This window comes from Mesorhizobium sp. 113-3-9 (assembly GCF_016756515.1).
GTDB lineage: Bacteria > Pseudomonadota > Alphaproteobacteria > Rhizobiales > Rhizobiaceae > Mesorhizobium.
Window position 1 is genome coordinate 2,814,359 of the sequence record NZ_AP023246.1, and the last position, 20,649, is coordinate 2,835,007.

Here is a 20,649-nt window from a genome sequence, read left to right on the forward strand (position 1 = left end):
CCTTGGAACAACGCGGATGCACTCAGGGTAATTGAGTGCGTGATCGACAAAGCGGATGAACCACTCTCGGCCGGCTTTGAGCACCTCAACGCAACGACTGACCGCCCCGAGAATCGCCAGGCCCAGCGCCCAACCAGTCGAGCATCGACGGCGGGCTGACCATTCGGTTTCCAATAACAGTCGGCCATTCGGAACCAATTGCCGATTTGCATCTTCCCATGGGGCGTTAGTTCCCGCCCTAGGGTGAGGCGTCCGTTTGGAGGATTGATATGTGGTTCCATAAATTCGCGGCGGCGTTTTTCATTCTTGGACTGTCGACAGGCCGCGGGCTATCGCAGACCCCTATCGACGCAGCGATTACCGCTTGCAAATCAACGGGTCTTTTGGCTCTGCAGGAGCAGGCCAAAGACATCAGCGACCTGGTCATTGACATGGAAAGCGTTGCGATTAGCGCGGCTGACACCAAGGTAGAGACTGTGCCGATTAAGACAGTCGTCCTCGGCGAGGCATACATTGCTCGAAATGGCAAAACCGGTGCACCGGACCGCTTCGTTTGTCTGCTTGGCGAAAAAGGGAAGGTGCTTCTAACCTTCTTTACGGCTAAATGAATCCTTGGAGATTTGCGTGCGCTGGGAAACGGGACGCTTGGCCACACCACAATGACGTCATTTGCTGTGCCTCGCTTCTCCGCGGAAAAGCAGACTTGCTGCTCAAGCGTAACGAGCGCCGATCGCATTTGAAGCGCCGATCGCATTGACTTGATGCGCCTCGAATTGCCTATGAGCGCTGCCTAAGCCCGGCATCTGCGGCATTGCGGAGAGATGTCCTGGGCAAACATCTCTGCGCGGCGACGACACTTGGACCGGACTTTCGCGTCACCAACGCGTCCTAGTTAACGGCTGGTCTGAAGAAAGCAGTTTTCCCCCTCACGGTTGCGTTATTGAACAGATTAGACCATCTCGTTGGTCGAGCAGCCCGGTTCAAGACCATTCCTGGCTTCGGCGCGATCGCTACGCGCGTGACCTTTAAGGTGATTGGGCCACTCCGCACGTGGGACTGGCCCGCGCCACTCGGCAGAGGCGCGGGCCGATCAAGATTGGGTCTTGATCGCAGCAGGAACCGCTGAAGAACCTGCCGCTCACCCCCAAGCTCTCATAGTCGCTTAAGTTCCCTCCCAACCCGAAAAGCCGAGAAGGTGGCAGGACACCTTTTTTCAGGCCGATGGCGATTCTTTTAGATGGTCAGTGAGTCCTCTGGGCCGAGCGGACGAACAAGAGCCCGTCACTGCCTGCCTAGTGACGGGCTTTCCATACCTGACGTGGTACAGCACGTAGCAACTGAGGGGGCGCAGCGTGCGGCTGATACTATTCGCCATAGTGATCGGGCTTTTGGTGGCATCAGGCTTTTGGCCTGCAGCCAAGTTGGTGACTGGCAGCGACGCAGGAGCGATGCCGGTTGACCGCTTTGGTTCATGAAAGCATTTAACCGGCTTGAGGAAACTGCGGGATTCCCCTCGAGATGCTGAACCCACAACTCACCTCCGCCGGCGAAGGGTTTACCTCCGAAAAGCCTGGATCTGACGAAAAGCCAGCGACTGCGGACGAATGGAACTAAACTCTCCCGATAGAGCTTATCGCGCATGATCCAAGGCTATAGACGGTCCAAACAGTGCCTGGCTTGCTGAGGAGGACGGGAGCCTGGACCGACGGGGACTCTTCCGAAAGGTCGAGCAGCACAGCAATCAACCGGCTTGAGCCTGCGAAGCTCGGATCATGAATTCGAAGACAGAAAGACCTGCTTTCGCCGTTCCATTGGAGACAGAGCCGATGGAGGCAAAGACCGCGGACGCCTTGCCGGTTGATAGAGGCAAATGGCAGTACGAACCCAAATGGGATGGCTTCCGGTGCCTTGCCTTCAAAGCCGGCGATGCCGTGCACTTGCGGGCAAAATCGGGCAAGCCGCTCGGCAGATACTTTCCGGAGGTTGTCTCGATGTTGCGTGAGCTGAAGGCCAAAGATTTCGTGGTCGATGGTGAGATTGTCATCGCCATCGACGGCTCGCTGTCTTTCGCTGCGCTGCAGATGCGATTGCATCCAGCGGAAAGCAGGATTCGGAAACTGTCTGTCGAAACACCGGCCAAGCTGATCCTGTTCGATATGCTGGCAAGTCCGGATTCCAGCCTGATGCGCCAACCGCTGTCTGCGCGGCGCGAGGCATTGGATGCGTTCGTCAAGTCAGCGGGACATGCTGATCTCGAATTGTCACGTTGTACCCGGGATTTGACAACGGCAACGGAATGGCTTCGCGAATCTGGTCACGGTTCAACAGACGGCGTTGTGGCCAAGCTTGTCGACGACGAATATCGGCCCGGCGAGCGCGCCATGCTCAAGGTCAAGCGGCTGCGCACTGCCGATTGTGTGGTCGGTGGCTTTCGCTACTTGGCGAACGCGCGCGAGGTCGGATCGTTGTTGCTTGGGCTCTACAACGACCAGGGCAAGCTCGACCATGTGGGATTTACGTCAACGATCACCCAGCAGGATCGATCAGAGCTGACCCGACAACTCGAGGCCTTGCGCGCGCCCCCTGGCTTCACCGGTAAAGCGCCGGGGGGGCTGAGTCGTTGGAGCACCGAGAGGAGCGGGGAGTGGGAGCCATTGAAGCCCGAACTGGTGGTGGAAATCCGGTTTGACCATGTCACCGGCGATCGCTTCCGACACGGCACCAAGTTCATGCGGTGGCGCCCTGACAAGGCTCCGAAACAGTGTACCTTCGCGCAGATATTGAAAACATGAGGCATCCGTCATCGGCGGTGCCATACATTACTGGATATCGGGATTGAGGAGTGCCTCGCAGACATCCCGGAGAATCCGTGGCAGGACGTCAAACGCATAGACTGTGTGCAAACGTTCCAGCGGCGTGTGATAGTCTCTTCCCCATGGGCCGATGTTGATGGTCGGTATATCAGCTAACCCATTTGTCTTCGGCCATCGAACCCCGTCCCTCCACATTGGCGTGTTCCTGCCGACCACATCGAAACCCGACGAGGCGGCCTCGCCAAAGAAACTCATGTCCGAAATGCCGGCGAAGTACTCCGTGCAACTGACCGTGCTGCCATAACGCACGCTCGATCCATCCCTTATGTCGGAAGCGATTGCCCTCAGTCTCGCTGCTGTTGGCGCATCTGAGAGGGTCGTGGCCAGATAAGGGATCGAGCCAAAACCCGTGATCATTGCCGGGCCCGGGAGCTGGCTCAGCTTCCAGGCTTCCTCGGTCACGATCCGGGACTGTTCTGGCAGAGAAAGAGCGCCGGCGGCGACGGAAGCGCTCAGCGCCTCAAGCTTCGATATATCTTCCCGCTCAAGGCAGCCCAGCACGGTTTCGTATCGATACAGAGGGATGCTCCCGGCGATGAAATCGCTGCGCCTCGAACCGATGCGTCGAGCAAGTTGCGCCCGATAGTCTCTCGCCGCATCGAGGCATAGCCTGTCGAAACGCTCCAGCACCTCGTCTGGCGCTCGCCGATAGCTTAGCACGTTGAACGTGGCAAAGGCTGTCGCCGGCGTGGTCACGTCGTAGCCGGCCTTGCCATCGCGGATACTGAGAAGGCTTGGCGGCGTTCCCGGCAGCGCCTGGGAACCGTCGGTAAGCTCCGGCGCCCATTCAATGCGCGCTGCAATGGCGGCAGCGAGCGCGCCGGCATTGACCCCATTCAATGGAAAGCCGCTATGAGCGGGAACGCCCGCCACGAAAACTGTCGGCAGCAATTTGCCGACTGTTCCCAACGCAATGACGCGCCCCTTGCTGCCGTCGCCGTCGTCGCTAATGGCGTCAAGATTGATGGCCGCCGCAATATCGAGGTCATGCTCCCTGGATAGTTCAGGGAGCACCTGGACAGCCCTGCGCGCGCCTGCGGAATTGTTCTCTTCGTCGGGCACGGCGATGAAGAGCAAGTTGCCGACAGGCCCAACACGCTCAGCGAATTCCGCGCAGACGGCCAATCCAGCGGCAAGGCCAGCCTTCATGTCCAGGAGGCCACGCCCGGCAAGAAACTCTCCTGAGGCGAGATCCGTTTTCGCCAGTTGGGCGGCGGACGTCTCGGCCATGTGCAAGCTTTTGGCCAGGGCAGGGGTGAGCTCTTCAGGTTCCGTCGCCAGGTCTTCCAGTTGACCATAGTCATGGGTCGAGACGGTGTCGTAGTGCCCTGTCAGGACAATGGTGCCTTGCCCCGTACCCCGGACCAGCATTGCCACGCAGTGGCGGCCGTCCCCAGGTTCGATCTCGATCGTCCAGATTTTTGCATCCCGAAACACGGTCTCCGCGCCAAGCATGTTGGCAAACCACAACCCGAACGACGCTTCGCCATCGGTTCCAGTAACACTTTTCTGCTGCGTCAAGGCGATGGCCCAACGCCTGGCGCGTCCAAACAGATTGCTTGCTGGCGCGTTGCCCATCATGTCCCCCGTCAAATGGCGAAATTCGATAGTAGAGGTTGGGGACGGGGCCTCAAGTGCATGGATGGCCGTGTGTGATGGGCCACCACCCATCGCTCATCGCTTGCTATCGACCTGGATGGTTGACGGGCAGGACACGCCTGGTTGCAGTCAACGATCCGGCTGCTGAGGTGGAACTGGGATCTCAGGCTCAATTGATGGCGCGTCGATCGCACGCGGCTCTCGGTCATGCTCAAACTGCTCAGCCCACTGCAAATCCATCAGCCAAGGTTCCCGACGGCCGATCCAAAGTTCATAGCCGGGTATGATATCGCTGGGGGCACTATCGAGGGTCCCAAGCATGATCTCGGCCTCGTCCCCCCGCAGCGAGGCAACGCGCGCTCCGCATTCTGGGCAAAAGCTCCGTCCTTCGAAAGCCCGCAGGTTTCCAGCGCCTTGATAAGCAGGTCGCGGCCAAACGCCGAAGAAGGTGAACGCACTGCCGCTTGTGCGCCGACAATCCTGGCAATGGCAAAGTCCGACGCGCAGGGGTGCGCCTTTCACCAAAAAGCGAACCGCACCGCAAAGGCAGCCACCGCTGCGCACCGTATCGATGCTCATTGCAGAGCTCGCTTTGGGGGATCGCGGTTCTCGTCGGGATTGGGGAGAGGAAGTTCGTCCGGCAGAAGATCCGGGTCAGGCTCTCTCACGTCGGGAGTCCAGGCCGGGGCATCTACCGGTGGTTCTTCATTTGGCTCTGGTTTGGGCGGCATGTTATTCTCCCGGTCGGTTGGTCGCACGTGGTGTTTTGCCGGCCACCGGCCGCGCATCGATTGTTCTGGCAGGGAAGGGTTCTGCCAGCGGGCGTTTGTTTCTAGGAGAAGCACCTGCGGGCTTAGGGGTGTGTGACGCTTGATCCTCGTCGCTGCCGTTCAGGCCTTTGCGCGCTATTTTGGCGGCGGCTGGCTCCGGCTCCCTGACAATCGCCGCGCCGACGTTTTTGATCTTGGCCATTTCCGTGTCTCCTTTCTGGCCAACGACCGGCCGTGGGGAATGTTCCATCTGGAGCGGAACTAGCAATGACGGGGGGTGTTATCTTTAACCACATGGAGAACCAACACATGTCTGACCACGAAAACCATCGCGAAACCGGGGCAACAAAATATCCGGCAAAGACCGGCGCCGATCCTTCGGATGCGTTCTCTCAGGACGCGGCGGGAAACAAGAAACCCAAGAATGGCGTTGGGCTGACGCGACCCGTCAATGAGGTGGACGACAAGACTCACCAGTCAGACGGGCAAAACCCATCCGACCAAATAAAGAGTGCCAGGCCATGAACGTCGCCAATCTTCAGCTTGAAGGTCTGATGATGGCGGTTGCCTCAATCAACAATTTGCTGGTCCACAAAGGCCTGCTTTCAGTTGACGACATCGATATCGCCTTGCGGAAGTCCGAAGCCAATTTCACGGGCGATGAGCGCACCTACGAAGACATGCCGCTGGCCAATCGCGACGCCATCTGCTTTCCAATCCGTCTTCTGCGGATCGCGAACAATTCCCAAGGCGAATCCGACATTCTACCGTTTTCGGAGCTGGCGAAGATGGTTGGACAAACGAAAGAGCCCTACAACGATCAAAGGTAACGTCACCGATGGGCCGGTCCAAGCGGCGGCTTACATTTCGCTGTTCTGAATAATTCCCGCTTCGCCATCCTCAATAGGCGAGCGCGGCGCCGTTGGCGTCTTGAGCCGAACGCCTGGTCCGCCGTGGATCGTCTCTCCATCACCTAGAAAGGCGACTCCCGCCCGCTCAAGTGCGGATCGCATCGCAACCAGCATGTCGCCGGACGGAACGCGCTTGCTCTTCTCGAAGTCCCGAACGGTTCCCTCACTGACCTGCGCTTTGGCGCCGAGCCTGGCTTGTGACCAGTCCACCAGAGCCCGCGCCGCCCGACATTGCTCGACAGTCAATTGGGTCACAAACGGCTCCTTAATCGCGTCTGTGCGGTTTTGCACTAAGCGCTCTTGCGCTTCGGGTTGCTCGTCTTAGGCGTCGCTAATCCTTCTTGCGTGAGGCTCTTCTTGAGCACCTCGGCCAGGTTGATGACGTTCTCCTGCGGCTTGGGCGCCGCCTTTGGGGGCGCCTTGCCCTTGCGCTTCGCGTCGATCATCGCGATCAGCGCATCTTCGTAGGTGTCTTCGAATTTCGAGGGATCGAAAGTGGTCACCTTTTTGTCGATCAGCATGCCGGCGATTTCGAGCAACTCTGGATCGTATCTTGCCTTGGTCAGACCGTCGAAGACACTCTCTTCGGAAACCATCTCGTTGTGGTTTCGAAGTTCGGTCATCACCATGCCCTTGCCGTAGGGCTGGATCACAACCTCCCTGCCGCGCTGGTAGAGCACGATGCAGGATCGGGCTGCGACGCTCTTGTTTTTCATGGCATCGCGGATCACGCCATAAGCCTCGACGGCCGCGCCGTCGGCTGGAACGAGGTAGTAGGGCTTCTCTAGATAGCGGGTGTCGATCTCGCCGAGCGCCACGAACTCACCCACCTCCAATGTGTGATCCGAGGTGAGCTTGAGCGCCTTGATGTCGTCCGGCTCGATCTGCAGGAATTGGTCCTTCTCGATCTCGAAACCCTTGACCTGGTCTTCCGTCTCGACCGGCTGCCCTGTAGTCTCGTCGGCGTAGACGCTTTTGACAGGCAGGCCATCCTCGCGGTTCAAGATCTTGAAGTGAATCTTCGAGGCTTCGCTTGTGGCGCCGACAATCTTGACCCCGCAGGTGACCGAGCCGACCTTCAAAAAACCCTTCCAGACGGCACGCGGCGCGATCATGTCATTCATCCTGTTTCCGGTCAGGTGCAACGACAGTGCATCTAAATCGTTCCATCGAGCCGGCCGAGCTGCCGGCTGGGTGCAGGCTATGTAGGATCATCAAGAATCGTCCTCACCTTTTCAGCGAGGTCTTCAAGGCTGAATGGCTTCGGTAAAAGCTGCGTTCCAGGATCGAGGATTCCGTTATGAACGATGGCGTTTCGCGTGTAGCCGGTGGTGTAGAGAACCTTGAGCTTGGGGTTGTCCTTGCGCAAGATTTCCACCAACTGGCGTCCGGACATCTCGGGCATGACGACGTCGGTAAAAAGCAGGGACAATTGCTGCCCAGCTTCAATCATCTTGATCGCTTCGGTGGGACCACTGGCTTCGACGACGGTGTAGCCGAGCTCGCGCAAGGCTTCCGAGGATACAGCTCGCACCCGGTCCTCGTCCTCGACCACCATCACGATTTCACTCGGAAGGCCACCAGCGATCGACTTTGATCTGGGCTCGGGGGAGTCTTGATGCGTGCTGCCATAGTACCGGGGCAGATAAATCTTGATCGTCGTGCCCACGCCGGGCTCGGAGTATATCTTCACGTTCCCGCCCGATTGGCGGACAAAACCGTAAACCTGGCTGAGGCCGAGTCCAGTGCCCTTGCCCACACTCTTGGTCGTGTAGAAGGGATCGAAGGCCTTGGCGAGAACATCCGCAGTCATGCCCGTACCGGTATCGGTCACGGCAATCAGCACGAATTGGCCTGCTGTGATGGCGGACTCACGAGCGTATCGCTCATCGACATAGGCGTTCGACGTCTCGATGGTCAGCTTACCGCCGTTGGGCATGGCGTCCCGCGCGTTGACCGACAGGTTGAGCAAGGCGCTCTCCAACTGACCGGGATCGGCCTTGACCTGCCAGAGACCGGCTCCGAACGCCGTCTCCACTGTGATCGTTTCTCCGAGTGTGCGCATCAACAGCTCGGTCATTCCGCCGACCAGGCGGTTGGCGTTGATAGGCTCCGGCTTGAGCGGTTGTTGTCGAGAGAAGGCCAGCAGCCTCTGGGTAAGGGCGGCCGCGCGATGCGCCCCATCCATGGCGCCTTCCACAAATCGGCCGACGTCGGTCTCGCCTTTGGACAATTTGCGCTGAAGCAGATTGAGCCCGCCGATGATGACCGCAAGCATGTTGTTGAAGTCATGCGCAATGCCCCCGGTCAACTGGCCGACCGCTTCCATCTTTTGAACTTGCCGCAGTTGCTCCTCTGCCTTCGAACGTTCCGCCACCTCATCGATGACGCGTTGTTCGAGTGTGGAGTTGAGTGTCTGCAGTGCGGCTTCGGCACGCCGCCTTTCAGCCAACTCGCGCTCACGTGACTGGAAGAGGCGCGCATTGTCGATCGCCGTTGCTGCATGGCCTGCGATGCCAAGCAGAGCACTTTCATGTTCAGGGCGAAACTTGCCGGTCTCCGCGTGACCAAAGAACAAACCGCCCAGAACTTCGCCGGAGTTAGACACGACCGGTACCGCCAGATAGGAGCGAACCGGCAGATGGCCGTCCGGCATGCCTTTGCGCGGCGCGTTCTTGCCGTATCGCGGATCCTTGAGAATATCGTCCGATCGAACGACGCCTGTCCCGAGGAAGGTCGGTTCGAACACAGCCGTCGCGCGTGGCATGGGGTAATCCTGGAAGGCCGAACGTGGAGCACCCGACAGGGCATAGAGCATGTAGCTGCCGCCCTGATCGTCGAGCACATTGTAGAAGAAAGCCCCAAACTGGGCTCCGGAAAGTTCCAAGCCGGCATCGGTGGTGATTTGCACGATCTTGTCGAGATCGAGTTCCGCAGCGACCGCCGCTCCGGTGTCGTTCATGATCTTGAGGTGGCGCTCGGCCTTCTTGCGATCGGAAATATCGATAACGGTGCCGATAAATCGAACGGCTTTGCCGGCTTCGAAAATGGCATGCCCGCTTGCCGCCACCCAACGCTCGATACCGTCCTCCAGGCCAATGGTTCGGTACTCGATGCTAAATCCCTCCAGGCTCTCTGGAGCGATTGCCCGCCGGACTGCCTCATCTGCGCGGATGCGGTCGTCTGGATGGAGGCCGGCGATGAAGGAGCCCTCATACGAGACCTCATCGGTCGACGTTATGCCGAACAATGCACGGCATTGCGCGTCCCATCGCAAACGGTTGGTGACCGGGTCGTAGTCCCAGATTCCGATTGCCGCCGCCTGGGTGGCCAGGCTCAGCCGTTCAGCAGTCTCGGTAGCGCCCTGATCCGACCTGACCCGTTCTATATGCGCCCACGACCGCTCGGTTACCTCGGTGAGAAGTGCAAGCTCGTTTTGCGTCCAGACCCGCGGAGCGCTGTCGTGGATCGCCATCAGCGCACTCAGGCGCCCCTCTTTGACCAGGGGCATGCAGATCGTTGCAGCGATGCCGATGGTCTGGAATGTCGCGGCCTCTTCAGGCGGCAACTCGGCGCGATTGTCGTTGATGATCAAGGGCAGGCCCTGATGAAGCTTGTGGACGGCGAGCTGGCCAAAATCCCGGAGACTGTAATAGCCGAGGATGCTCGAAGAGCCTTGTCGGTGCCAGTCTCCCCGAATCGTAAAGTGGTCCTGGTCAGGCTCCATATCGGCATAGGCGCAGATTGCGACGCCGAGATGCTCGCCAAGCATCCTGGTCGTGATCTCAAGCACCGCGTCCGCGTCCGCACTGTTCGACGTTTCCTTCCCAAGTCGGTCGAGGAAGCGCAAGCGAGCTTCATTCTGTCGCAGCTCCGCCTGTGCACGCCGTCGTTCGACCGCGGTGCGCGTACGCTCCGCCATTTCGCGAACAAACTCGACCTCTTCCTCGGTCCAAGCGCGGGGCCTGTCGTGATTGAGGTAGAGCAGTGCCACAAAACCACCCCGTTCGGTGACGGGCATGTTGATCAAGGATTGAGCGCTGATCGCTTTCAGAGCATCTGGATTTTGGCTTGTTCGAGGATCTGTATCCGCGTCCTCGACGACAACGGTAATGCCGCGCTTTAGGTCATCGATGTACGTGCCGTAGTCGCGGAAGTGCAGCACTCCAGCCAGGCTCTTGATCCCAGGTGCATTCCAGTCGCGTTCGATGGAGATGGTCTCGTTCGCCAGATCGATCGTGCCATATCCGGCCCGGCTGACATCCAGCTCCCTGCCAATGATTTCGGCCGCGGCATAGGCAAGCTCGTCAGCGTCTTCGACCAGGCGCACAACGTCGCCGAGTTCGGCGAGGGCAGCACTGCGCTTTCTCGCACGAAATGTTTCGGTGACGTCAAACCCTTCGCAGAATATTCCCGTGATTGTATTCTCGCCATCGTACAGGGGGGCGTAGATAAATGTCAGGTAGCGCGTCTCCTCGGCACTATCGGCCGAGCGGCGGAATCGGACCGCAACCCCTTGCGCTTCAAAAGTCGTACCGCTTCCGAAGACATCGTCGAGGCGTTCGAAGAAACCTTGTCCCTCCAAGCTGGGAAAGGCATCCCGTATCGGCTTGGAGAGCCAGTCACCGCTGTTGAACACCTGGCGATGGGCATCATTGACGAATTCGACCACATGGTGTGGCCCGCGCATGATAATGATGAAACCAGGGGCCTGTTCGAACAAGTGGAGCTGACGTTCAGCGGCAAGGCGCTCGCGCTTTTCGGCCAGAAATCGATCGGTGGTTTCCGTGCAGACCCCAAACAGGCCGCCGACAGTCCCGGTCTCCGGCTGCGTGATCGGGTTGTAGGAGAATATAAAGTGTGTTTCTTCGGGCGCGCCATGCTTGTCAATTCGGATCTCGAGGTCATCCATATGGACTGACTGGCCCTGGTAGACTTGATCAAACATCGGGCCGATCGTCTCCCACGCCTCTGCCCAGACCTGCTGGCTGGGCAGACCAAGAGCCATCGGATGCTTGCGGCCAAGGATCGGAATGAAGGCATCGTTGTAGAGCCAGATGCGATCCTGGCCCCACACGACGAACATGGGCTGTGCGGAGCCTAGAAGGAGATCGACGAGTGTCTTGAGCTCCGTTGGCCACGAAGCGACGGGTCCGATAGACGTGCCGTTCCAGCCAAACGAGCCGATACGTTGAGCCATTTCTCCGGCGCCGCGAAACGCGGCGCCCGCCTTGCCGTCGCTGGATGGTTCCAAGATATCCCCCGAAATATCGACCCGACAAAACGGCGCAACGCGGTTTTGGTTGCACGGCCAGGCGTGATGGGGAGCAGGTGCAACCATCAAGCGGACGTCTTATCGACATTGCCATTCAACTTTTTCGTTGAACACACGTTGTCTCTGGAAACCAGGAGACAACGATGCCGAGCACAATCAAGTCCGACACGTCCAAAGTGACGCAAAAGCAACGGCGCATCCAACGTAAAGTCGATGCGGACGATCGCGCCAAGCCAAAATCGAAACCAGCTCGCGCCATGCAGGCTGGCGCCCGAAAGTACCCGGCACCACCCTTTCCCAAACAGCACCACCCAAAGCCCGGCCATGAAGCTGAAATCAAACCGGCCCCGTTATATGACGCGCCGTTCTGGCGCGGCTCGGGCAAGCTCGAAGGCAAGGTCGCGCTGGTGACTGGCGGCGATTCCGGCATTGGGCGCGCGGTTGCTGTCCTGTTCGCTAGAGAGGGCGCCGACGTCGCAATCGTCTATCTTTCGGAGGATGGCGATGCGGAAGTCACGAAGCGAGCGGTGGAAGGCGAAGGCCGTCGCTGCATCACGCTCCGCGGTAACGTCGCCGACCGCAGCTTTTGCCGCAAAGCGGTGGCCGCGACGGTCAAGCAGTTGGGAGGCTTGGACGTGCTTGTCAACAACGCAGCTTTTCAGCTGCATTCAAGCGACTTCGCCGAGTTGACCGAGGAACATTTCGACACCACGTTGAAGACCAATCTATACGGCTATTTCCATATGGCACAGGAATCGGTGGGGTACATGAAGCCGGGCTCTGCGATCGTCAATACCGGCTCGACGACCGGCATAGACGGGTCGAAGGAATTGGTCGATTACTCGATGACGAAGGGCGGAATCCATGCCTTTACAAGAGCGCTGTCGGGCAATCTTATCGACAAGGGAATTCGCGTGAACGCCGTGGCGCCGGGCCCGGTCTGGACACCCCTCAACCCATCCGAAAAACAGGCGAGCGATGTCACGAAGTTCGGCGCAAAAACGCCCATGAAGCGGCCCGCACAGCCCGAGGAAATTGCGCCGGCTTATGTCTTTCTGGCATCGCCACAGTGCTCCAGCTACATCACCGGAGAGATCCTGCCTGTGATTGGCGGCTACTGAGAAACCGCCTCCCTTAGCAGTTGCGGCGATGGCAGTAGAGTCGTCTCAGAATTCGCTTTGACTACTCCACGAGATTAATGGGCAAATATTCCGGCGGGCGCAAGGAAACCATCGCGAAGTAAGCGTAACTCGGCTGTGTAGCGACAGTATGCGTGAATGCCAATTTGAGATGAAGGGATAAGACCCGGTTGCGACCTGTGCAATGGTAAAAGCGAATGCGCAGTTGACCGGCCCGATAAGGAGTCGCCCTATTTCAATCCTTCTTCCCTACTTGGACCAGTTGCAGAACCCCCAGCACGATCAGCGCCAGTACGGTCGCTAGCGAAGCGATCTGCCAGAAGCCGAGTCCTACCGCTAAACCTATGGCTCCGGCCAGCCACATTCCGGCACCCGTGGTAAGCCCCTGAACTTCTCCCTTCGAAACGAAAATGATGCCGGCCGCCAGAAACGCCACTCCGGCGGTCGTGGCTTCAATGAGCCGGAGCGGATCAATCGCGACTTCCTGACCATCAAATACGTGGAGGTGGGTAATCTCGATTGCCAGGATGGCGATCACTGCGGTCGCAACGCAGACTAGAATATGGGTCCTTAATCCCGCTGGCCGGTTACGCCATTCGCGCTCGGCACCGACTACGGCTCCCAGCAGCGTCGCTAGCAAAACACGGGCCGAAATTACGGAAAAGGGTAGCCAAGTCGTTTGCCCAAATCGCTCAATGAACTCGTCCATGAGGTCAAGAACGCGGCGTCGGTAGCTCGGTTCCCTCCCATCGTTGCCAGAGGGGCTCCCATGTCCGTACTACGCGTCCGTCTTTTCCAAGCGATGACGAGCAGCAAGGCCGTTTGCGCTGCATGCCCGCTGGTGAACTTTCGGCAAGATTAAGAAAATCGCCGGGGCACTCAGACCGGCATGGCTCGTATCTGAACGGCTACGCTTGTTTGAGAACTCAGCTTCAGTCTGCGGTCTTGCCCAATGTATCCGCCACCACCGCGCCACGCTTGCCCATGGGTAGTGGCGGGCCTGTGGTCGAGTCGACCGCTGTCTGATGCTCCATCTCCGCATTGATGGCAGCGCCAGCAATAAGGATGATGACGGAAATCCATGTCCACATCATCAAACCGACAACGGCGCCGAGCGAGCCGTAAGTGGCGTTGTAGTTGGCGAAATGTTGCAGGTAGAAGGAGAACAGCCAAGACGCCGCGATCCATGCGACCGTCGCAATCAAGGCACCCCAGCTTAGCCAGCGCCACTTGGCTCGCTCGCGACTCGGCCCGAAACGATAAAGCAATGAGATTCCAGTCAGCATGGCGCCAACAAGGAGTGGCCATCGAGATGCCGCGAAAAGCGTTTCCGTCCATGCATCAAGATAGAAATACCGCAGAAGTGCCGGAACGAGGCCTACCGTCAACAGCAGCACGATGCCGATCAGCAGCGCTCCAACCGTGAACAGGATCGACATCAGGTTGAGCGTGACGAAGCTGCGTTTTTCGCGCTCCTCATAAGCAATATTCATGGCATCAAAAAGAGCCTTCATGCCGCTGTTGGAGCTCCAAAGCGCGATGCCCAAGCCGATGAAGAAACCTATGCCGAGAGCACTGGGTTTCTGGCTGGCCAGGGCTTGCAACTGACCGCGAATAAGGTCTAGCCCGCCTGATGGAAGCAATCCGCCGAGGTATGCCACATGGTCCGCAACTGTAATTGGATCGGCGACAAATCCGTAAATCGAAATAAACGCGGCTAGAGCCGGAAATAGTGCTAGCAGTAGGTAAAATGTGGCACCCGCCGCCACGAGCAGCACCCGGTCCTTGTTGAATTCTTCCCACAAGCGCCAGACGATATCCTTCCATCCAAGCGCAGGAATCTGGGATGGCCAAGCTGCGCCGCGACCGCGGTCTCCATCCTCTGATTTCAGCGCCGCCTTGCTCTCTTGCGTTGTCGCGGCAGCGCGACGGACCGCCTCTCCATCGATTAACGAGGCCTCGTTGCCCGTCGGTTGCTGACCTCCGTTTGCTTTTGAAGTCACGCGGCTGGCCTCATGGTGCACAGATTCGCCAGGGTTCATGTGTCTGAAGCCATTGCGGACCCTTCCCGACCTAGCGTTGGCTTGCCAAGAAGCCTCGGCACGAGTTCTCTGATCACGCCCGGCCAAGATTGGACTGCGTCCCACACAACGTCATGACCGCCATGGCTGTTCCCGCGCTGGTACGCCCAAGACGCGAGGCCACCAATCGCCGCTGGCGTTACAGCGTGGCCAGATGCGACCGGGACAACGAAGTCTTGTCTCAGACCACTCGACGTCAGACGTCTGACTTTTTTCGAGCTGCTGCCGGATTTTGACCAGTCGCTGCCGACGTCCTGGCATCCTTGGAGTGAGCCGCGATCGCGGGACCCGCGCCTGTCGCTTGACGCATGTCGCCACTTGGTTTTTTGTCGGCTGGTGCTTTGCGGCTTAAACCTGAAAAATATTTGGCAAAAAAACCCATTTCACACTCCTGTTGGGTTCTGTTTGGGGGCGCCATGGATGAGCCTTGTAGAAAATCCATCAGTCCTCATCCATGGACGGTTATCGTCATTAAGCGGCTTCTGCAGCGATATTGACGGCGGACCCTGCCAACTTGCTGAGCGCGACGTCTGTCTTTTCTCTTCGGCCAAGGTGAGGTCCAAAAGTCGGACCGCCTCGCTCAATCCAAGCTCTGCCGCCCACGTCGGCGTGCTTCCGTAGCGAGAGATTTCATAATGCTCGACAGCCTGTGCTGCGGCCAGGAGACCAGCGTCAAGGGCCGGGCTGCCCTTATACTGCTCGATGATCTCCGCGCCCTCCTGCGTGATGCCCATGATGGCAGCGCAGCTCTTGCCTAGGGGCTTCTTGTCGAGAACTTCGAAGATTTCTTCGAGCCGGGCAACATGTTCCTGCGTTTCACCATGATGCTGCTCGAAAGCCCTCATTTCCGAACTCTGGGTCGCCTCGGCCATTTTCGGCAAGGTAGAGAGAATCGTCCGCTCCGCGAAGTAGATATACTTGGAGGTATCATGGAATAGTTGGCCTAGACCCTTGGTCGCGGCCTGTCTGGTCGCTGCCATGTCGGCTTCTCCTGGTTTGTTGGCCTTTGTCAATCAAGGCACAGCAGGAACTTCGCGTTAGCTTGCAGGTTCCGGCATCACCCCAAAAAGGGAATGCAGAATTCCAAGTGGCCAGGCAACCGACACTTGGCTCGGGCATTTACGATGCCGGGCGGCCGGAGATGGACAAGGTGCGAGTGTGAGTTTGGGACGACGGACCCGCAATGCGGGCATTTTGAAACCAGACGACGTCTTGATGCTTAGGCGACTTCTGGAAACGACGCTGCCTATTGGAGCCTCGGCAAACGAACGTGAGGCTCACGCCGCGACGCTTGTCACATTGTTCCAGTCTGGAGTGACGCGGGAGGATGAACTCGTTGAAACCTTCGCCGGCAGTCGTTCTGGGAGCGCCAGTTAGGACATGGTCGCTGAAGGAGTCAGTTGCCGCGAATGGTCCTCCGCAGCGACTCTTATGGTCGATCAGATCATCGTCATGTGGAACGTGCGTTGTGCAGCTCGTCGATCCATCTTTCTATGTCGCGGCGAAACGACCTCAGTCGATTGGGAACCCTTAGCGCTTTGGGAGATTGGAACTGACCCCACTCGATGACGAGATGGTCTTCGGACCGCACCAGTCACACACGGCTTGCTAGCAGTGAATTGACGTCGGCGATTCTGGACGGGGGCGACGATCCACGGTGTTGGTGACGAAAAGGTCAGCACCGATTTTGATCCGCGACGGGTCCGGCGTCATCCGGCCGTTCGTGATTGTAAAAGCCTCGGAGCCTGCCATGGAAATCGTTCGTACCCAAGTCTTGAATGCCACTACAGCGGACGGGCAGGCGATCTTGCGCGTCGTGTTCTGCGGCCAGGGCGGTGAGTGCGTCACAGTGGATATGGCGGATGCCGACGGGAGCGAGGAGCTTGCGCTGAACCGCGCAAGGGCCATCCTTGTTCAAACCGCGACTTTCGGCTTCGCCCTCAACGAATACGATGCAAACAGTAATGGCAACTTCGACGAGGTTGCGGTCACGTCGGTGAGCGATTCGTCTGGCGATGTGTATGTCTTCGATTATCGAGACGGCGACGCCAGTTTGCGGATCCCCCCGTCCCGAATGCCGAGCTTTGAAGCAGCTAAGTGTGAAGCGATCCGCTGTGCAGTCGACCTGCTGGTCGATCTGCAACCGGGCACCGACGACTTGACCGGCTGGCTGGTACGCCTGTCCGACGAGAGAGGTGAACTTCTCTACACCGTGAATGTCCATGAGGCTGAGACGGCTCGTAAAGCTGCAAAATAGCGCCATCGAACGCGGTCTCCAGTCGTTTCACCGAATAGTCTGGCCAGATTGCCTTGGCTGGTTCAATAGCGGGTCTTGAGCGTTCGTCCTCCTCGTGAACCGCAAATCTTTGAGCAGGGCGCGCAGTGAAGGCATGCGCCCGAGCTCCAAGGCTTACAAAGCCATTCATCTGCTAGTTCACAGTGGAGCAATGTTGCCATTCTGCTGCTTGGTCTGCGCAGCCGGTCATGGTCTTATTGACGCATCAGAGCCTGTCGGCAGGGTGGCTGGTCGGCATTTTACTTAAAACATAGCGACTTCATTGCGAGTTTGAAAGCCCTCACGACCAATAGGGAGTGGTTGATTGGCTCAAAAACGAGATTGGCAAGTTGTCTTCACACAGTCATTTGCGGCTGTTGAAGTCAACAAATGGAGAATTACATTAATTCCCTCAATGAAAGACTTGCCAAGACTTTGGCTGGCAGCTTGTTGGCGCTGACATTATCCTTGCCTGCGACCGCCGCCGGGCTTGGCGCTGGAGCCGGCGCATCGGTCGGCGGCGCAGGCGGTGTCAACGCGGGCGCCGGAGCATCCGTCGGCGGTAGCGGTGGGGTTGGCGTCGGAGCGGGCGCATCGGTCGGCGGCAGCGGCGGCGTGAACGCGGGGGCCGGTGCGAATGTCGGGGGGGCCAATGGCGTCAGTGCGGGGCTGGGCGCTTCGGCCGGCGGATCCAACGGCGTCAACGCAGGCGCCGGCGCGAATATCGGTGGCACAAACGGCATCAATGCGGGCCTCGGCGCGACAGTGGGGGGAAATACGGGAGTTGGGTTGGGTGTTGGCGTGGGCACCGGGGGCGTCACGTCTGCTGGGGTGTCTGACCCCGCCAGTCCATCAAGCGCGGCAAATCCTGGCCTTAAGGGCACTGTCGCCCGGATGTCGGACAGCCAAGTGGCTCGCATGAAAAAGCGTTGCGTAGACGTGCTCAGCAGCTCTGGCTCGTACGATCGTGACCTTCGTCAACTTTGCCTTCTGATCGCACGTCGATAAGAAGCCCATTGGGCCCGCTGTGCCGTCTCGGAGCAGCGGGCTTTTCGCGGCTTGCGGGATGAACCAAGTAATTCTCATTAATCTCGGAGCCTCTCATCATTGATAAGAGGATGGAGACTGGCGCACGAAAAGCCTTCACCTGAAGCGCCATCGTTCGTGGGGGCTTTTGGCTTTGTCTCGGAACTTCGACGCCTTCAACAGGTTGTCGCTCATGCGGCATCCCTGCCTGGGCGGCAACTTTATCGCCCGGCGCCCACAGAGGTTCGGCCAATCCTATTTCCGCGAAGGTGCAACAACATGACGACGAACATCCCAGAAAAGAAAGCCCGCCAAGGTGGGTTGGGTCGACCGGTCTTGGGCGTTCTTTTAGCCGCACTTTTTCTGGCCATCGTCGCTTGGGGCGTCGCCGAAATATATGGCGAGAATGCCAAAACGCCGGCTACGCAAGAGTATGGTGGGTCGGCAGCGCCCGCAAATGTCCCAGCGCCTTCGAGCTAGAACCCGGGCGGGACAGACCCGGTGAAATCCAAGACCGACAATGTCAATTCCGAGGTCAATACCGAGCGGTTGGTTTCCTCTTGGCTGTGCCTATTTGCGTCGCTCTCCCTGACAACCCTATTCGCCCTGGTCAAGATATGATGGTGTGATGTCTCCCAGGCGTTTGGCGCAACCTCCGAATTCACAGTTAAGCTCTCGCTAGAATGAACCGTTTCCTCTTCGTGGCGGCGGCCTTCCTTTCCCGGCCTCCAGGCTTCTAGGTTATGATGGTCGCGATGGTGTTATGCACCGCGCTGGTGCCTGTCGGAATGACGAACGCGGTGGTCTATGCGCTGTCGGCGGCCGCCATTGTGATCACCCGCGTGGTCCTTATACAGGGCTATCGCGATACAGCCGCCATCCACGCAAAGCTGCATGAGATTGTGGTTTCACTGAGCGAGAGCAGAAACGACATTAGCAGCCTGGAACACGCCGAGCTGGAGGAAATCCGCGAGATGATTGCGATGCTTGGACAAGAGGCCCCGCAACGAACTGGGCGCGCCACCTGGTTATCGTGCACCGAGCTTTCGTGAGGGCTCAACTGTATCGTGCAACCAGATCGACGCTTGCGGGTTCTCTTGTCTAGCCGAACGCTGCCTCGCTCCCGAAAATGGTCATTCATGGACGTCTCGATCACACAAATAATGGCCGATAAAATCAAAGCGGGTAAGAGTGGCTTGCTGCTGATCTCGGACAATTATGATGCGTTCGCCGCGCGTGTTTTGGCGGCCAGGGGCGCGGCTCGCACCCTAGATCTCATGTATTATCTCTGGCATGACGATCACACGGGGCGTTTGCTTTTACAGGAAGTCGTCCGGGCGGCCGAGCGGGGCGTGCGGGTCAGGATGCTGCTCGACGACGTCAATCCGCGCAAGAGCGATGCCGCGTATTTGGCGCTGAGCAACCATCCAAACATCGAACTCAAATTGTTCAACCCGAGCGGCATCAGAGCGCGCGGCATCATGCGCGGCGCTGAGGTCCTTTTGCGGCTTTTTGCATTGACAAGGCGGATGCACAACAAGGCATGGATTGCCGACGACAACGTCGCCATCGTCGGCGGGCGCAATATCGGCGATGCCTATTTCGACGCGGCGGACACGAATTTCCGTGACCTCGACATGCTGCTACTCGGTCCCGCAGTCGAGCAAACCGCACAAATCTTCGAGACTTTCTGGGCATGCCGGGACGCGAAGCCAATAGGTGAGCTCAGTTCGACCGCGCCATGCACGCAGACCCGTTATTTCGAGGGAAGCGACGCGAAAACCGAGTCGACTCTTTTGAGCGGTATCGGGGGGAAGGGCTCCATCGCCGAGTTTATAGCGGCGAGCAGCGACGTGCATTGGGTCCGGCGAGTGCGCGTGATCTCAGACCCTCCGGAGAAGGTTCGAGGCTGGAGACCGCGCGGTTGGCTGATGAAGGAGTTGCTTCCAATCATTCAGTCGGCGCGAAAGCGTGTCGAAATCGTGTCCCCGTATTTCATCCCGGGCAAGAGGGGGGCAAGAATCCTCGGCGAACTCGTGGACGGCGGCGTGCAGGTCTCTGTTTTGACAAACTCGTTGGCGGCGACCGATGTCGCCGCCGTCCACGGCGCCTACGCCAACTATCGCAAGCGCTTGTTGAGAAAGGGCGTGCAGCTCTTCGAACTTCAACCCTTTAGCCGGCAACCCAAAATCTCTGTATTTGGGTCCAAAGGCGCCAGCCTGCATACCAAAGCATTCTGTGTCGACGACCACATTGGTTTCGTGGGATCCTTCAACTTCGATCCGCGGTCCGTATCGTTGAATGCGGAAATGGGAGTGCTTTTTGAACACGAGAAGCTGGTCGCGGAACTGCGGCACCGGTTCAAATCGGAGATAGCGCCGGAAGCGAGCTACCGGCTTGAACTGAAGAACGAGATTTTACACTGGCACGGTTGCGAGCAGGGTAGACGGCAAACCTATGCTCGCGAACCCGAGGCAACATTGTCCCGCCGCATCCTGGCCGCCCTGGTCAGATACCTCCCGATCGAATCCCAGCTTTAGCAATCTGCCGGCAAGTCTGGAAATGGTGGTGGCAATTGGGTGCCGCAACCCCGCTCACGAGAATTGGCTGAGGCAAGGATGAGCCGTTCGCAGGCCCTTCATGACGCCGGCGCGGCGCCGCACAGCGTGCACCACCTGAGGCAGGGCTCGCACTCAAGCA

Annotated in this window: 17 protein-coding genes and 1 pseudogene; 8 read left to right on the plus strand and 10 right to left on the minus strand. The window is 58.6% G+C overall.

What is annotated here, in order from left to right; translation table 11 throughout:
• The first annotated feature begins 269 nt into the window (after positions 1–269).
• Positions 270–608: a hypothetical protein gene (locus tag MesoLj_RS13670; RefSeq protein ID WP_202326319.1), complete on the plus strand. Its 339-nt coding sequence runs from the start codon at positions 270–272 to the stop codon at positions 606–608.
• A gap of 1,164 nt (positions 609–1,772) precedes the next feature.
• Positions 1,773–2,792, plus strand: a complete 1,020-nt coding sequence (locus MesoLj_RS13675; protein WP_202326320.1) for an ATP-dependent DNA ligase — start codon at positions 1,773–1,775, stop codon at positions 2,790–2,792.
• A 27-nt stretch (positions 2,793–2,819) separates the two neighbouring features.
• Here the strand turns inward: MesoLj_RS13675 and MesoLj_RS13680 are convergent, their stop codons facing one another.
• The 3 genes from MesoLj_RS13680 to MesoLj_RS13690 form a co-directional block, all read right to left on the minus strand.
• Entirely contained in the window at positions 2,820–4,451 is a 1,632-nt protein-coding gene (locus tag MesoLj_RS13680; protein ID WP_210346667.1) for a M20/M25/M40 family metallo-hydrolase, read from the minus strand.
• 150 nt (positions 4,452–4,601) lie between these two features.
• Positions 4,602–5,051: a GFA family protein gene (locus MesoLj_RS13685; protein WP_202326322.1), complete on the minus strand. Its 450-nt coding sequence runs from the start codon at positions 5,049–5,051 to the stop codon at positions 4,602–4,604.
• Between the two features lie 153 nt (positions 5,052–5,204).
• On the minus strand, positions 5,205–5,444 hold the full coding sequence (locus tag MesoLj_RS13690; RefSeq protein WP_140774505.1) for a hypothetical protein: 240 nt from the start codon (positions 5,442–5,444) through the stop codon (positions 5,205–5,207).
• Between the two features lie 107 nt (positions 5,445–5,551).
• Here MesoLj_RS13690 and MesoLj_RS13695 point away from each other — a divergent pair, with 107 nt between their 5' ends.
• The gene (locus MesoLj_RS13695; RefSeq protein ID WP_202326323.1) at positions 5,552–5,767 is read left to right on the plus strand and encodes a hypothetical protein; all 216 of its coding nucleotides are present in this window, start codon (positions 5,552–5,554) and stop codon (positions 5,765–5,767) included.
• Positions 5,764–6,072, plus strand: coding sequence for a hypothetical protein (locus MesoLj_RS13700; protein ID WP_202326324.1), 309 nt, complete (start codon positions 5,764–5,766; stop codon positions 6,070–6,072). Before MesoLj_RS13695 ends, MesoLj_RS13700 begins: the two co-directional genes overlap by 4 nt.
• Positions 6,073–6,102: 30 nt before the next feature.
• On the opposite strand, the gene MesoLj_RS13705 is transcribed toward MesoLj_RS13700, so the two are convergent.
• The 3 genes from MesoLj_RS13705 to MesoLj_RS13715 form a co-directional block, all read right to left on the minus strand.
• On the minus strand, positions 6,103–6,408 hold the full coding sequence (locus MesoLj_RS13705) for a helix-turn-helix domain-containing protein (protein WP_342215829.1): 306 nt from the start codon (positions 6,406–6,408) through the stop codon (positions 6,103–6,105).
• A 35-nt stretch (positions 6,409–6,443) separates the two neighbouring features.
• The gene (gene ku / locus MesoLj_RS13710; protein ID WP_446720308.1) at positions 6,444–7,277 is read right to left on the minus strand and encodes a non-homologous end joining protein Ku; all 834 of its coding nucleotides are present in this window, start codon (positions 7,275–7,277) and stop codon (positions 6,444–6,446) included.
• A 77-nt stretch (positions 7,278–7,354) separates the two neighbouring features.
• Positions 7,355–11,494: a GAF domain-containing protein gene (locus tag MesoLj_RS13715; RefSeq protein ID WP_446720327.1), complete on the minus strand. Its 4,140-nt coding sequence runs from the start codon at positions 11,492–11,494 to the stop codon at positions 7,355–7,357.
• A 77-nt stretch (positions 11,495–11,571) separates the two neighbouring features.
• Between MesoLj_RS13715 and MesoLj_RS13720 the strand changes: the two genes are divergently transcribed.
• Positions 11,572–12,549 (plus strand): SDR family oxidoreductase, encoded by a 978-nt coding sequence (locus MesoLj_RS13720; protein ID WP_202326325.1) that lies wholly within the window; start codon positions 11,572–11,574, stop codon positions 12,547–12,549.
• A gap of 253 nt (positions 12,550–12,802) precedes the next feature.
• On the opposite strand, the gene MesoLj_RS13725 is transcribed toward MesoLj_RS13720, so the two are convergent.
• From MesoLj_RS13725 to MesoLj_RS13740, 4 genes and pseudogenes are all read right to left on the minus strand, one after another.
• Positions 12,803–13,276 carry an MgtC/SapB family protein gene (locus MesoLj_RS13725; protein WP_202326326.1) on the minus strand — a complete coding sequence of 158 codons (474 nt, stop codon included), beginning with the start codon at positions 13,274–13,276 and terminating at the stop codon, positions 12,803–12,805.
• Positions 13,277–13,499: 223 nt separating this feature from the next.
• On the minus strand, positions 13,500–14,609 hold the full coding sequence (locus MesoLj_RS13730) for a YihY/virulence factor BrkB family protein (RefSeq protein WP_274609155.1): 1,110 nt from the start codon (positions 14,607–14,609) through the stop codon (positions 13,500–13,502).
• Between the two features lie 235 nt (positions 14,610–14,844).
• Positions 14,845–15,030, minus strand: coding sequence for a hypothetical protein (locus MesoLj_RS13735; RefSeq protein WP_140774499.1), 186 nt, complete (start codon positions 15,028–15,030; stop codon positions 14,845–14,847).
• A gap of 89 nt (positions 15,031–15,119) precedes the next feature.
• Positions 15,120–15,628: pseudogene (locus MesoLj_RS13740) on the minus strand (YciE/YciF ferroxidase family protein).
• Between the two features lie 770 nt (positions 15,629–16,398).
• Between MesoLj_RS13740 and MesoLj_RS13745 the strand changes: the two are divergent.
• The 3 genes from MesoLj_RS13745 (at position 16,399) to MesoLj_RS13755 (ending at position 20,489) form a co-directional block, all read left to right on the plus strand.
• A complete protein-coding gene (locus MesoLj_RS13745) occupies positions 16,399–16,905 on the plus strand; it encodes a DUF6894 family protein (RefSeq protein WP_202326327.1) in 507 nt (168 codons plus the stop codon).
• A gap of 1,787 nt (positions 16,906–18,692) precedes the next feature.
• Positions 18,693–19,001 carry a low affinity iron permease family protein gene (locus MesoLj_RS13750; protein WP_244735382.1) on the plus strand — a complete coding sequence of 103 codons (309 nt, stop codon included), beginning with the start codon at positions 18,693–18,695 and terminating at the stop codon, positions 18,999–19,001.
• Between the two features lie 87 nt (positions 19,002–19,088).
• Positions 19,089–20,489, plus strand: coding sequence for a phospholipase D family protein (locus tag MesoLj_RS13755; protein WP_202326328.1), 1,401 nt, complete (start codon positions 19,089–19,091; stop codon positions 20,487–20,489).
• The last annotated feature ends 160 nt before the right edge of the window (positions 20,490–20,649 follow it).